This window comes from Hyphomonas sediminis (assembly GCF_019679475.1).
Taxonomy (GTDB): domain Bacteria; phylum Pseudomonadota; class Alphaproteobacteria; order Caulobacterales; family Hyphomonadaceae; genus Hyphomonas; species Hyphomonas sediminis.
The window spans coordinates 458,543-472,392 of record NZ_JAIEZP010000001.1; the positions used below are offsets into that span (position 1 = coordinate 458,543).

Consider the following 13,850-nt stretch of genomic DNA (forward strand, 5'->3'; position numbering starts at 1 on the left):
ACGCCCCGGCAATGTGCCGCCCCGGAAAGAATCTACCGGTACTTGGGGTTAACGCGGTGCTAACCGCACCCGCGCAGGCTGGCGCGCAAAGTGTGGAGTCCCGCCTGATGCCTTCCGAAAGCCCCCTGCCCGTCCTCGATCTCGCCCACCTCTCAGCCATGACAGGAGGAGACGCGGAGCTGTCACAGGAGGTGATCGGCATCTTCCGGGAACAGGCGCAGATCTGGTCCCGCCTGCTCGATCCACTGAGCGAGGCCCGGCAATGGGCAGATGCGGCCCATACGCTGAAAGGCGCCAGCCTGGGCATCGGCGCGCTGAAACTCGCCGCCGCCTGCGAGCGCGCCGAAAAGGCCGGCCGCGCCGAGACGCCGCCCAGCCCGGCGCATGCCTCGGTCCTCATCAGCGAGATCAAGGATGCCCTGGGCGAAACGCTGGAAGCAGCCGCCCGCGCTGCTTACGACTTGGCTTCAGCGGCCAAACGCAGCGCATCATAGCTTTCAAATTCATAGGCAATGCAGCGGTCGATCAGGGTCCGCCAGACCGGCTCGGCGATCGCAGGCGACAGGCCGCGCCCGGCGCATTCGGCCTTCACCTTGGCAACCACGTCTTCGATCCGGGCCCGGTCGTGCACCGCGGCGCGCGGCCCCTTGATGCGGGCCGCCGCATCCATCATCGACTGGCGCTCCGCCAGGATCTCCACCAGCAGGCGGTCGATCCGGTCGACCTCATAGCGCACATCCGCCATGGTTTCGCAGGTCGCAGCCGTGTTGCGGCGCGGGTCAGAAGTATAGGTCGTCATGCGGCCTCTCTAAGCTTTCGCCTGCCCTATATGGCCCCTCGCCCCTCCGCAAGGGAACAGGGCGCGGCGACGCAGCTCAGCCCTTGAGTTTGGGTAGCCCACACTCGGCCCGCTTCCGGTCGATCATCCTGGGAACGTTGCGCCCGGCGACATAGCCCCACGGGGTTTGCGCCGCATGGCTGCCAATGGCCGTCAGGTGCGGCTTCAGGCGCGCCTTGTCGGCAAACAGCACGAACAGCACCGCAAGGTTGTTGTGCGCGAAAGACGCCTCCGCAAAGCTCAGCTCCGGCCCGTTGTTGAACCGCTGGCGGAATTCATCGTCCAGCGCACCGACTTCGGCCTTGAAGGCATCGGATTTCACCTTCGCGCGGAAGGCGGCGATCTCGTCCGCCTCGTCATTCATGGCAGTCTGGTAGAGCCATTCCTCGATCCAGGCGCGGGCTTTCAGCGCCAGGAAGGAAGCGTTCGGCGCGCCGTCCATTGCCGTTTCGGCGGCGGCATGCATCTCGCCGACGCTGCCATGCCATTTGGGCGCGAGGTAGTTCATCCGCGCCAGCTCTGCCAGCACATTGGCCTCGCCCGAGGCGCGCAGATCGGCGGTCACGGCATCGGCCTCGCCTTCCCGCCCGCCCGTCAGTGTCAGCCGGCGGAAACGAAAGCCATGCAGGGCGCTGTCGCGCGGGGTAAACTCTACGGCGGCGTCCAGCAGGTCCTCGGCGACAGCGGCCATCTCGGCCATGTTCATCACCTGGTCGTGGCTAGTCCGGTCTGCGGTCGCAAAGCCGCGCAGCCGGTGTGCCCACACATAATGCAGGCCCCCCGCAATCGCATATATTGCCGGATGCGAGTCGAGTGCCGGCAGCGGCGCCCCGATTTCCGTTAACTGGCCGACGCCATCCAGGAAGTGCAGCCGGTCAGCCGGCGGCAGGCCTGCATAAAGCTCGCCCAGCCCCTGCCCGTTCCCGGCAGCGACCAGCTCCAGCCCCGGCGCCACATGCCGGTTGCCTTCGGCGACATCAAACGCGGCTTTCTTCTTCCCGAACAGGCCCAGCACGCTCAGCTACCCGCCTGCAGCTTGTCCTGCGTCTTCGTGTCAAAGTCGCTTGCGTCATGGCGTTCCCAAAGCTGGGTTTCCGGCTTGCCGAAGGTGCGGTTCACCATTCGGCCCCGCTGAACCGCCGGACGTTCGGCGACCTGTTTGGTCCAGCGCTGCACGTTCTTGTAGGCCTCGACCTCCAGGAACTCGCCTGCCTCATAGAGGATGCCCTGCGCCATCGCGCCATACCAGGGCCAGATGGCCATGTCGGCGATCGAGTATTCATCGCCCGCCATGAACTCATGCTCGGCCAGATGACGATCCAGCACATCCATCTGACGCTTGGTTTCCATCGCATAGCGGTCGATGGCATATTCGATCTTCAGCGGCGCATAGGCATAGAAATGCCCGAACCCGCCGCCCAGGAACGGCGCAGACCCCATCTGCCAGAACAGCCAGCTCAGCGCTTCGGAGCGCTTGGGATAAGTCTTCGGCAGGAAGGCGCCGAATTTCTCGGCGAGATACATCAGGATCGCGCCGGACTCGAACACCCGCACCGGCGGATTGGCCGACCGGTCCAGCAGCGCCGGGATCTTGGAGTTCGGGTTCACCGACACAAAGCCCGATGAGAACTGGTCGCCCGAGCCGATATTGATCAGCCAGGCGTCATACTCGGCGCCCGAATAGCCCAGCGCCAGCAGCTCTTCGAGCATCACCGTCACTTTGACCCCGTTGGGCGTGCCCAGCGAATAGAGCTGCAGCGGGTGTTTGCCCACTGGCAGTTCCTTGTCATGCGTCGGGCCGGCGATCGGGCGGTTGATATTGGCGAAACGTCCGCCAGAGCCCTGTTTCCAGGTCCAGACTTTCGGCGGGATATAATCGCTATCGCTCATGGCGTTCCTCCGGATGTGTCCGCTTTGTGCGCGTCTAAGGTCTGGTTTAATCGGCATTTTACAAGGCGGAAACACTAAAGCGTACGATCACCTCTTGCCGCGCTCGGGGCGGCATCATAACTGGAAGCTATATCTCGTAACTTTTGGAGCTACATATGCGCCGACCCGCTTCACCAGCCTCCGCTCCGGCGCCGTTCGATGAAGCTCACGCAAAAGTCTATGACGATCAGTTCGCCGCGCTGAACGCGCTGAAGGATTGCTTCCACCTGCTGATGGAGGGCTATTTCAGCGGGCTGCCCGAAGATGCCCGCATCCTGGTGGCGGGCGCCGGCACGGGCGCGGAAGTCCGCTATCTCGCGCCGCGCCATCCGGGCTGGCGCTTCACGCTTGTGGACCCGTCTGCTCCAATGCTGGCGGTTGCCCGGCGCCATGCAGAGGCTGGCGGCTATACTGACCGCTGCGCCTTTCATGCCGATTATGTTTCTGCCACGCCGCTTGCCGCACATGACGCAGCCACCAGCCTGCTGGTCTCACATTTCCTGACAGATGCCGTCGCCCGGCAATCCTATTTCGCCGACATTGCCGCGCGCCTGAAATCCGGCGGTCGGCTGATCAATGTCGATCTCTGCGCGGACGATACAGCCCACTCATTCGAAAGCGTGATGAGCCTCTGGCTCAGCCTCATGGGCCTCAACGGGCAAAGCGAAGACTCCCGCGCGCATTACCGCAAGGCCTATGGCGTCCAGTTCGCCGTGCACGGGCCAGACGCCGTCGCCAAAATGATTGAGGCGGGAGGCTTCTCGCCCCCCGCCCCGGTATTTCAGGCTGCACTAATGCGCGGCTGGACCGCGCAAAAGGCCTAGACCTCGAGCAGCAGGCGCTCAGGATCTTCCAGAGCTTCCTTGACCCGCACAAGGAAGGTCACTGCTTCCTTGCCGTCAACGATGCGGTGGTCATAGCTCAGCGCCAGGTACATCATCGGCTTGATGACGATCTGGCCATTGCGCACGATCGGGCGGTCCTCGATGCGGTGCATGCCCAGCACGCCCGATTGCGGCGGATTGAGGATCGGCGTCGACATCAGTGAGCCATAGATACCGCCATTGGAGATCGTGAAGGTGCCGCCTTGCAGGTCGCCGATGGTGAGGGCGCCGTCACGGGCCTTCTTGCCAAGTTCGGCAATGCCCTTCTCGATGTCAGCCAGCGACATCTCGTCAACGCCGCGAAGCACGGGCGTAACCAGGCCCTTGTCGGTGCCAACAGCGACGCTGATATCGTAATAGTTCTTGTAGATGATGTCCTGACCGTCGATCTCGGCGTTCACTGCCGGGATTTCCTTCAGGGCTTCGCCGACTGCTTTGACGAAGAAGCTCATGAAGCCGAGCTTGATGCCGTGACGGGCAACAAAGGCCTCCTGGTACTTCTTGCGCAGGTCCATGATCGCCGACATGTCGACATCATTGAACGTGGTCAGCATTGCGGCACTGTCCTGAGCTTCCTTCAGGCGGCGGGCAATGGTCTGACGCAGACGCGTCATCCGTACACGTTCTTCACGGGGGCCGGTTTCACGCGGCGGGCGCGAGGCGCTTTCAGACATGGTCGATGTGCTTGCTTTCGGTTGATTGACATAGGCCAGGGCGTCGGCCTTGGTGGCGCGGCCATCACGGCCCGTGCCGGGAATTTCTGCGGGGTTGACGCCGGCTTCGGTCGAGATGCGGCGCACCGACGGGGAAACCGGGCGGTCGCCGGTGGCGGCCGGCTGGGTTGCCTTTGGCGCTTCGGCCTTAGGCTCAGCGGCAGCCTTGGCGGGCGCAGCCCCTGCCCCGCCGATCCGTGCAATGACGGAGCCTGGGGTTACGGCGTCGCCTTCCTTGACCAGCCACTCGACAAGCACGCCGTCTGCTGGCGCGGGCACTTCGAGTGCCACCTTGTCGGTTTCGATCTCGGCGATCGTCTCGTCTTTCTTCACCGCATCGCCGACCTTCTTGGAGAAGTTGGCGATTGTGCCTTCGGCAACGCTTTCGCCCATCACCGGGACTTTAACGTCCGTGGTCGCCCCGCCGGCAGCAGGCGCCGCGGCAGGGGCGGCTGCCGGAGCAGCAGCAGGCTTCGCCGCTTCCTTGGCAGGGGCCGCTTTTGCCGCGCCGCCCGAAGCGTTCAGTCGGCCGAGCACTGCGCCGATGCCGACGGTGTCGCCGGCCTTCGCCACGATTTCCGAGAGAACGCCGTCTTCAGATGCGGAGACTTCGACCGAAACCTTGTCGGTTTCGAGTTCGACGAGCACCTCATCTTTCTTCACGGCGTCGCCGGCCGATTTCAGCCATTGGCCGACGGTGGCTTCAGTGACGCTTTCGCCCAGTGTGGGAACAACGATGTCTGTCATGGGTCCGTGTCCGGCTCTTCTTCTTGGTTATTACGGCGAGACGATCCGGTCATCGACCGGGTCGGGCGAGAGGGCGGTGTTGATCAGCGACTTCTGCTCGGCATTGTGCTTCGACAGGAGGCCCGTTGCGGTCGCCGCAGACGGCGGACGGCCTGCATATTTCGGGCGCGGCTGCTTGCTGCCGGCCTGGCCGGCACACCATTCGAGTTCGTCGCGGATGAAGGTCCAGCCGCCCATGTTGCGGGGCTCTTCCTGACACCACACGATCTCTGCCTGCGGGAAGCGCTTCAGCTCCGTCACCAGCGACTTGCGCGGCACCGGATAGAATTGCTCGACACGCAGCAGGTACACATCGTCCTGGCCGGTGGCTTCGCGCGCTTCGAACAGGTCGTAATAGACCTTGCCCGAGCAGAGCACCACGCGGCGGACCTTGTTGTCCTTGACCAGTTTCACCTTGCCTTCCCGGCCCGGCGTTTCCGCGTCATCCCAGAGGATACGGTGGAAGGTCGATTTCGTGTTCAGGTCGTCCAGCACCGAGGTCGCCAGCTTGTGACGCAGCAACGACTTGGGCGTCATGATGATCAGCGGCTTGCGGAACTCGCGGTGGATCTGACGGCGCAGGACGTGGAAATAGTTCGCCGGGGTCGTCAGGTTGCACACCTGCATGTTGTCTTCCGCACACATCTGCAGGAAGCGCTCAAGGCGGGCCGAAGAGTGTTCCGGACCCTGACCTTCATAGCCGTGCGGCAGAAGGACAACGAGGCCCGACATCCGCAGCCATTTGCGCTCTGCCGACGAGATGAACTGGTCGAAAAACACTTGCGCGCCGTTGGCGAAGTCCCCGAACTGAGCTTCCCAGCAGGTCAGCGTGTTGGGATCGGTCAGCGAATATCCGTATTCGTAACCCAGCACTGCTTCCTCGGAGAGGAGCGAGTCGATCACTTCATACGGCGCCTGGCCGTCGCGAATATTGTTGAGGCCGGTATAGCGGTCACCGGTCGTCTGATCGACGAGGTGGCTGTGGCGCTGCACGAACGTGCCGCGGCCGCAGTCCTGGCCGGAGAGGCGAACCGGGAAGCCTTCATCGAGCAGGCTGGCGAAGGCCAGGTGTTCTGCGCCGCCCCAATCGATGTCCTTGCCGGTCTCGTAGCTTTCGCGGCGGCGCGTGATCACGCGCTCCACGGTCTTGTGCGCATCAAGGCTATCCGGGATCTTGGTGATTGCGTCGCCAAGTTCCTTCAGGCGTGCCTTGGACACGCCGGTCTTGCCCCGGCGATCATCGTCGAGCGGCAGGCCAAAGCCAGACCATTGGCCTTCCAGCCAGTCGGCCTTGTTGGTCTTCAGCGTCTTGCCCGCTTCGAAGGCGCGGTCGAGGAAGTCCTCGAACTCCTTCACCTGCGTGTCGACTTCCTCTGCCGTCAGCAGGCCCTCGGAAACGAGGCGCTGGGCATAGAGTTCACGCGTGGACGGACGATCCTTGATGACGCGGTACATGACCGGTTGCGTCATCGTCGGGTCGTCGCCCTCGTTGTGGCCGAAGCGGCGGTAGCAGAACATGTCGATGACGACATCTTTCGCAAACTTCTGCCGGTATTCGGTCGCCACTTTCGCGGCGTAGACCACAGCTTCCGGATCGTCGCCGTTTATGTGGAAGATCGGCGCCTGCACCATCAGCGCCACATCCGAAGGATAGGGCGAAGAGCGCGAATACATCGGGCTCGTGGTGAAGCCGATCTGGTTGTTGATGATGAAGTGGATCGTACCGCCGGTGCGGTAGCCTTGCAGGCCCGACAGCGCGAAGCACTCGGCCACGACGCCCTGCCCTGCGAAGGCCGCATCCCCGTGCAGCAGCAGGGGCAGCTTGTGGCCGCGGTCCAGGTTGCCGGTCTCGCGGGCTTCCATGAACTGCTTGGCGCGCGTCCGGCCGAGCACGACCGGGTTGACCGCTTCAAGGTGGGACGGGTTGGCGTTCATGGTGAGGTGGACGACATTGCCGTCGAACTCACGGTCGGATGAGGCGCCAAGGTGGTATTTCACATCGCCCGAGCCGAATTCGCCGGCGCCCTGCGTCGAGCCGCCCTGGAATTCGTGGAAGATCTTCTCATAGCCCTTGCCCATCACGGCGGCGAGCATGTTCAGGCGGCCCCGGTGGGGCATGCCAACGACGATCTCGTTCACGCCGAGGGCGCCGCCGCGCTTGATGATCTGCTCCAGCGCCGGCACGGCCGCCTCGCCGCCATCCAGGCCGAAACGCTTCGTGCCCGGATAACGCTTGTGCAGGAAGCGTTCGAAGCTTTCCGCTTCGATCAGCTTACGGAGGATCGCCAGCTTGCCCTCGCGGGTGAAGGCAACGCCCTTGTCGGGGCCTTCCATCCGCTCCTGCAGCCAGGCTTTCTCTGCCGGGTCGGAGATGTGCATGAACTCGATGCCGAGCGTCGAGCAATAGGTCCGGCGCAGGATGTCCAGCATCTGATGCGGCGTTGCGCGTTCGAGGCCCAGATAGCCGTCGATATAGATGCTGCGGTCCATGTCTGCCGGGCCGAAGCCGTAGCTGGCCGGGTCAAGTTCGGGCTGGTCGCCAAAGCTCGAAAGGCCGAGCGGGTCGAGCTGGGCTGCCAGGTGGCCGCGGATGCGGTAGGCGCGGATCATCATCAGCGCGCGGATCGAATCGGTGACCGCGCGGCTGAGGTCTTCGCCACCCATTGCGGGGGCGCCGGCCTTGATCTTCTTCTCGATCTTGGGTTCGAGCAGCGCCCAGTTGCCATCAAAGGCGGCGATCTGCTCATTCTTGGGCGGCAGAGGCCAGCCCTTGCGCTTCCAGCTTGCGCCGTCCGCATTCTTGGTGGCGCTCGCCGCTTCATCGCCGAGCTCGGCGAAAAAGGCGCGCCAGCTTTCCGGCACGGAGGACGGGTCCTTGGCATAGGCCGCCTGCATCTGCTCCAGCCATTGGGCGGAGCCGCCGTAAAGAAACGCAGTTTCCAGCATTGCCGCATTCCCGCTGCTGCGCGGGCCGTTCACCGGGCTGCCATCGTCTGCCATTGAATGTCCATCCTTCCAGAGCTGCCGCCCCCGGCGACTAATATAGGGACGGACTAAACCCCCTGCCCCTACGTGAAGCAGGATATGTTGCAACGCCCGCCCCAGGATATACGCCGGGAGCGGGCGTCACGAATCTATAACACTATAAGGTCTTTCTAACCCTTTAGCACCTCGACAAGTGTCGTACCCAGGCGCGCCGGGCTGGGGCTGACGCGGATACCCGCCGCTTCCATCGCCGCGATCTTGGATTCGGCATCGCCCTTGCCACCGGAAACGATAGCGCCGGCATGGCCCATCGTACGGCCCGGAGGCGCCGTGCGGCCCGCGATGAAGCCCGCCATCGGCTTCTTGCGGCCCTTCTTGGCCTCGTCGATCAGGAACTGGGCAGCCTCTTCTTCCGCAGAGCCGCCGATTTCGCCGATCATGATGATCGATTGGGTTTCGTCGTCAGCCAGGAACATTTCCAGCATGTCGATGAACTCGGTACCCTTCACCGGGTCGCCGCCGATGCCGACAGCCGTGGTCTGGCCAAGGCCTGCGTTCGTGGTCTGGAACACGGCTTCATAGGTCAGCGTGCCCGAGCGCGACACGATACCGACCGAGCCCTTCTTGAAGATGGAGCCCGGCATGATGCCGATCTTGCACTCATTGGCCGTGATGATGCCGGGGCAGTTCGGGCCGATGAGGCGCGACTTGGACTTTTCCAGCTTCGCCTTGACGCGGACCATGTCCATCACAGGCACGCCTTCGGTGATGCAGACGATCAGCGGGATCTCTGCGTCGATGGCTTCCTCGATGGCAGCAGCTGCGCCAGCCGGCGGAACATAGACAACAGACGCGGTGGCGCCGGTCTTTTCCTTGCCTTCGGCGACGGAGGCGAAGATCGGCAGTTCCTGGCCGTTATCGGCCTTCCACATCTCGCCACCCTTCTTCGGGTGAATGCCGCCCACCATCTGGGTGCCGAAATAGGCCAGCGCCTGGTTGGTGTGGAACGAGCCGGTGTTACCGGTCATGCCCTGCGTCAGGACTTTCGTGTTCTTGTCGATCAGAATGGACATGGAACTTAACCCCGCACCGCTTTGACAATTTTCTGGGCTGCATCATCGAGATCGTCGGCCGGGATCACGTTCAGGCCGCTCTCGCGGATGATCTTCTTGCCGAGGTCAACGTTGGTGCCTTCGAGGCGAACCACCAGCGGAACCGCCAGGTTGGTCTCTTTCACGGCGGCGATCACGCCTTCGGCGATGACGTCACATTTCATGATGCCGCCGAAGATGTTCACGAGGATGCCCTTCACGTTGGGGTCCTTCATGATGATCTTGAAGGCCGCTGCCACCTTCTCCTTGCCGGCGCCGCCGCCGACATCGCAGAAGTTGGCTGGCTCTTCGCCATACAGCTTGATGATGTCCATCGTCGCCATGGCCAGGCCTGCGCCGTTGACCATGCAGCCGATGGTGCCATCGAGGGCGATGTAGGCAAGGTCCCACTCAGCCGCTTCGAGTTCCTTGGCGTCCTGTTCGGTTTCGTCCTTCAGGGCCTGGATGTCGGGGTGGCGGAACAGCGCGTTGCCGTCGAAGGAGACCTTCGCGTCGAGAACGCGCAGATGGCCGTCCTTCATGACGATGAGGGGGTTCACCTCCAGCATCGACATGTCTTTCTCGGTGAACGCCTTGTAGAGGATCGGCCAGAGTTTCAGGCCGTCTTCGGCTGCCGTACCGGTCAGCTTCAGGGCGTCGTTGATCTTGGCGGAGTCGTCTGCCGTCACGCCGGTCAGCGGCTCGATGCCGAGGGTCAGGATCTTCTCGGGCGTTGCGTGGGCAACTTCCTCGATGTCCATGCCGCCTTCGGTCGAAACGACGAAGGAAACTTTCGAAGTCGCGCGGTCGACGAGGATCGAGAGGTAGAGTTCTTTCTCGATGTCGGCGCCATCTTCGATGTAGAGGCGGTTGACCTGCTTGCCCGAAGCAGCGGTCTGCGCGGTGACGAGGTGCTTGCCGAGCATCTGCTCAGCGAATTTTTTCACGTCGTCCTTGTTGAAGGCGAGGCGAACGCCCCCCTTCTCGCCGGCTTCCGGCTCGATGAATTTGCCTTTGCCGCGGCCACCTGCGTGGATCTGGCTTTTCACGACCCAGAGCGGGCCGGGAAGTGTATCGACTGCCTTCTGCACATCGGCGAGCGAAAGCACAGGCACGCCTTCTGCCACAGGCGCCCCGAAGGATTTGAGCAGCGCCTTGGCCTGATATTCATGGATGTTCATGGAGTGGTTTCCCTGTCCGGCCTCACGGCCCGCCAGCATCCCTGCTGGTTACCGTTTCCGTTCCTCTTTGACAGGGGGGCTATATACACGCCTGAAGAGAGGCTGCAACAGGCTGAGTACCGGTTGCCGGACTTAGCTTTCTTCGCCTTCCGTGGGGTCACGGGGCACGATTTCAGCGCTGGCCAGCGGGCTTGGCAGGATCGGGCCACGTTCACCCGCCGTCAGAGGCTCGGCCGGCGCCCGCTGGCGCACCCGCACGATCATGTAGGCGGCCAGCAGTCCAAGCACGATACCTGCGAATCCGAAGAGGCCGAGCGCCCCGGCCAGACGCATCGCGAGGCCAGAGATCAGCGGCCCGGCGATCGAGCCGGCAGCCCACACGAATAAAAGTCCGGACATAACCTGTGGAACCTGTCCGGGCGGGGTCCGGTCGATGGCGTGCGACACACAGACGCCATAGAAACAGAGCGCCCCTGCGCCCCAGAGACCGATCAGCGCCAGCACGCCGGCTTCCGGCATCACCTGCCCGAACACGGCGATCAGGATCGCCGCCGCGCCCGCCACGCTGGTCAACCCGGCGATCACCAGGCGCCGGTCGATCGCGTCAGACACCCGGCCCGCCGGCCATTGCACAATCAGCCCACCAAGCCAGGCTATGGCAACGGCAATCGCGGCCGCTGCCGTGCCGCCGCCCGCCAGGTCGAACTTCTCGAAATACACCGGCAACAGCGCCAAAGTGCCGGTATTCACAAGGCCCGCCCCGATCACCCCGACCACCGCCGCAGGCGCAATATCGAAGAGCTGGCTCAGCGGCATCGATTTGCGGTCGGGTGGCGGAGGCTCCTTAAGCGTCGTCAGGCAGGTCGGCACCAGCGCCAGCGCAAGGAATATCCCGGCCCAGACATAAGACCGGCTGTCGAGCGGAGAGAGCCCCGCCAGGAAGAACGGGCCAACAATCAGCGAGAGCTTGGAAGCGGTGTGATAGACACCCATCACATTTCCGCGAGTGCGCGCCGGAACCGCCTCCCCCAGCCAGCTTTCGATGCTGGTGAACATGTAGGCGAAGCTGATTCCCTGCAGAACGCGGATCAGCGCCCAGAAGGGCGGCTCCTGAATAAGCGACAGTGACAGGATGCCCGCCGCGCTCACCCCTGCCCCGGCCGCAAACAGGCGAATGTTCCCCGCCAGTGCCAGCGCCCGGGGCGCCGTCCATGCGCCCAGCATGAACCCGGCTGCATTCATCGCCGCCACGAAGCCGATCAACGAAGCGTCGACGCCCAGCCGTTCGAGCCCGAGCGGTGTCAGGATGCCGGTCAGCCCCCCTGCCAGTTGCAGGATCATCACCGACAGGATCAGCGCAAGAACAGAGCGTGTATCGGTCATGGCCTCGTCCGGGCCGGCCCCGCCGGGCCGCGTCAGTCAGGGTTAGTTGGCAGCCGGCGTCCGGAAAGGCACAACCGTCTCATTCACCGTTTCGCCGGTGTCACCCTTGATGGCAAGACGAACCGTTCCGTTTTCCCAGTCAATCTCGATGGCCCCAAAATTGTCCGGCGCGTAGCCTTCGCCAAGCTGGGCGCTATCGATCTCCGCGTTTGTCTGCGCGAAAGAGACGTTGATAGAGGACGCGGTGATTTCCGACACCGGATAGGGTAGCGCCGTGTCGCTTTGGTAGAGAAAAGCCGTGTGCCTGTCGCCGGATACGAAGACCACACCCTCCGCCTCGGTCTCAGAAATCAGCCCATACAGACGCTCCTGCTCTGCCGGCAGACGGGACCAGGCTTCGAAGCCATGGCCATCGGTCGGCAGGATCTGGATGGAAGAAACGACCAACCGCAGGTCGGCTGGCTGCTGCAGCTGGTTTTCAAGCCAGGTCCACTGGTCATTGCCCAGCATGTCCTGCCCCTCGGAACTAGACGGAACGTACCGCTCCTTACCTTTCTTGCCCCATTCATCGGTCGGCGTAAGGGGTGAGCGGAAGAATCGCGTGTCCAGCATGATCACCTGAACCCGCTGCCCCTCCGGCCCGAAGGTGCGGGCGTAATAAGTACCCGGCCAGGCGCCGACATCCTCGTTCTCGAGGCCCCAGAAGCGTTCATGGATACGCTCTGCCAGCCGGCGGAACGGAAATTCGCGGCCCGCATCATTGGCGCCGTAATCATGGTCGTCCCACGCTACCATCATCGGCAGCCGGGCGCGCACGGCCTGAAAGTCAGCGCGGGCGGCAAGATCTGAAAAACTCTCGCGCAGCTCGTCCAGCGTCGCCTGATTGCTGATATAGCCCTTCCCGTTCATGTCGCCATACACATTGTCGCCGATCATCAGGAAGAGGTCGGCTTGTTCTCCGGCGATGGTCTGCATGACCCGGCTTTCGGGGCGTTCTTCATCAAGGCAAGAGCCGACGAGGATGCGGGTCAGGATGTCCCCCTGCCCTGGCAGCGACACGCCCCTGGGCGCGCGCGGAAAAAAGTCTTCCGGGAGGGTGCGGTAATAGAGTTCGAGGGCCGCTTCCGCGCTCGGGGGCGAGAGCAGTTCAGTGGGGAGCACGGCGACCTGACCAGCAGGATGTTCTGCCTCAGGGTCCGGCGCCGGAGTCGGCGTCTGACAGGCCGCCAGAATGAGAATGGCACCAGAAATAACCCCAAACGCCCCGAACTGTCCCATTCCGTCCTCCTTTTGACACAGAATGACACCCTAACGACACTTCATGACAGGTATATGCCCCGCTTCGCTCATACCGTGAAGAACAGGTGCCACATCAACCGACCCGGCAGGAAGGTGAACAATCCGGCCACCAGCATCGCGCCGATGAACATCTCCGTCATATGCTTCCGATGCACTGCAATCTTCTTCCGACGGGCTGCGGCTACGCCTATCGGCAGCATGATAACAGTCCAGGCCGACAGAGCATGAATAAAGCTGAAGCTGCCGGGATTGATGGTCTTCAGGAAGAATGAGCTGATCGCCGTCACCGCCATCGTCACCACCCAGACATAGCCGAGCGTGCGGTGCATGGTGCGTCCCTTCACGCCCGCCAGCAGGATGCAGCCGATCACAAAGGTGATGATGGCGCCGGCCACATGGGTCTGCAGGATTAGTGGCGATTCCAGCAGCGGCGTGAAATCCACGCGGAACCGAACATCACCCCTTTCCCGCAGGATGATGTGGCTGAGAACCACGTATCCTGTAATGGCCGCAGCAATTGTCAGCTTGTTGCCATGCCGGGTCCGCAGGCGCTTGAACAGGCCTTCACGGTTCGGGGCGGCTGGCAGGGTGTCGGTCGTTGCGGTGTTCATGGGAGGGCTCCTGTTCGGGCATCCGGCCTCGCCCGGCCGGCTCTGATGCCCCCAATTTGCCGAGCCTCAGAAAGCTCGCCACGCAGAGTGCGTGTCCGGTCTGGAATCCTTCGCGAAATGCAGCCAGAACGGCTCACGAAGCGCGAAATG

At 63.1% G+C, this 13,850-nt stretch carries 12 protein-coding genes; 2 read left to right on the forward strand and 10 right to left on the reverse strand.

All coding sequences use genetic code 11. The features are described from left to right. Positions 1-107: 107 nt before the first annotated feature. Complete coding sequence (locus tag K1X12_RS02255; protein ID WP_220986018.1) at positions 108-494, forward strand: Hpt domain-containing protein; 387 nt, start codon at positions 108-110, stop codon at positions 492-494. Here K1X12_RS02255 and K1X12_RS02260 read toward each other — a convergent pair. The 3 genes from K1X12_RS02260 to yghU all read right to left on the reverse strand — a co-directional run bounded on the left by K1X12_RS02260 (position 455) and on the right by yghU (position 2,728). Further along, positions 455-799, reverse strand: coding sequence for a chorismate mutase (locus K1X12_RS02260; protein WP_220986019.1), 345 nt, complete (start codon positions 797-799; stop codon positions 455-457). The genes K1X12_RS02255 and K1X12_RS02260 overlap by 40 nt on opposite strands. Positions 800-875: 76 nt before the next feature. Then, positions 876-1,853: a hypothetical protein gene (locus K1X12_RS02265; RefSeq protein ID WP_220986020.1), complete on the reverse strand. Its 978-nt coding sequence runs from the start codon at positions 1,851-1,853 to the stop codon at positions 876-878. A gap of 2 nt (positions 1,854-1,855) precedes the next feature. Next, entirely contained in the window at positions 1,856-2,728 is an 873-nt protein-coding gene (gene yghU, locus K1X12_RS02270) for a glutathione-dependent disulfide-bond oxidoreductase (protein WP_220986021.1), read from the reverse strand. A 155-nt stretch (positions 2,729-2,883) separates the two neighbouring features. On the opposite strand from yghU, the gene K1X12_RS02275 reads away from it, so the two are divergent. Continuing rightward, a complete protein-coding gene (locus tag K1X12_RS02275; protein ID WP_220986022.1) occupies positions 2,884-3,591 on the forward strand; it encodes a class I SAM-dependent methyltransferase in 708 nt (235 codons plus the stop codon). Here K1X12_RS02275 and odhB read toward each other — a convergent pair. From odhB to K1X12_RS02310, 7 genes are all read right to left on the reverse strand, one after another. Next, on the reverse strand, positions 3,588-5,111 hold the full coding sequence (gene odhB, locus K1X12_RS02280) for a 2-oxoglutarate dehydrogenase complex dihydrolipoyllysine-residue succinyltransferase (RefSeq protein WP_220986023.1): 1,524 nt from the start codon (positions 5,109-5,111) through the stop codon (positions 3,588-3,590). The genes K1X12_RS02275 and odhB overlap by 4 nt on opposite strands. A 30-nt stretch (positions 5,112-5,141) precedes the next feature. Next, on the reverse strand, positions 5,142-8,150 hold the full coding sequence (locus K1X12_RS02285) for a 2-oxoglutarate dehydrogenase E1 component (protein ID WP_220986024.1): 3,009 nt from the start codon (positions 8,148-8,150) through the stop codon (positions 5,142-5,144). Positions 8,151-8,305: 155 nt separating this feature from the next. Next, the gene (sucD, locus tag K1X12_RS02290) at positions 8,306-9,208 is read right to left on the reverse strand and encodes a succinate--CoA ligase subunit alpha (protein WP_220986025.1); all 903 of its coding nucleotides are present in this window, start codon (positions 9,206-9,208) and stop codon (positions 8,306-8,308) included. Between the two features lie 5 nt (positions 9,209-9,213). After that, on the reverse strand, positions 9,214-10,407 hold the full coding sequence (gene sucC, locus K1X12_RS02295) for an ADP-forming succinate--CoA ligase subunit beta (RefSeq protein WP_220986026.1): 1,194 nt from the start codon (positions 10,405-10,407) through the stop codon (positions 9,214-9,216). 132 nt (positions 10,408-10,539) lie between these two features. Continuing rightward, complete coding sequence (locus tag K1X12_RS02300; protein ID WP_220986027.1) at positions 10,540-11,790, reverse strand: MFS transporter; 1,251 nt, start codon at positions 11,788-11,790, stop codon at positions 10,540-10,542. A 42-nt stretch (positions 11,791-11,832) separates the two neighbouring features. Beyond that, positions 11,833-13,068, reverse strand: coding sequence for an alkaline phosphatase D family protein (locus K1X12_RS02305; protein WP_220986028.1), 1,236 nt, complete (start codon positions 13,066-13,068; stop codon positions 11,833-11,835). Positions 13,069-13,136: 68 nt separating this feature from the next. Further along, positions 13,137-13,700, reverse strand: a complete 564-nt coding sequence (locus K1X12_RS02310) for a DUF2306 domain-containing protein (protein ID WP_225907840.1) — start codon at positions 13,698-13,700, stop codon at positions 13,137-13,139. Positions 13,701-13,850: the final 150 nt, after the last annotated feature.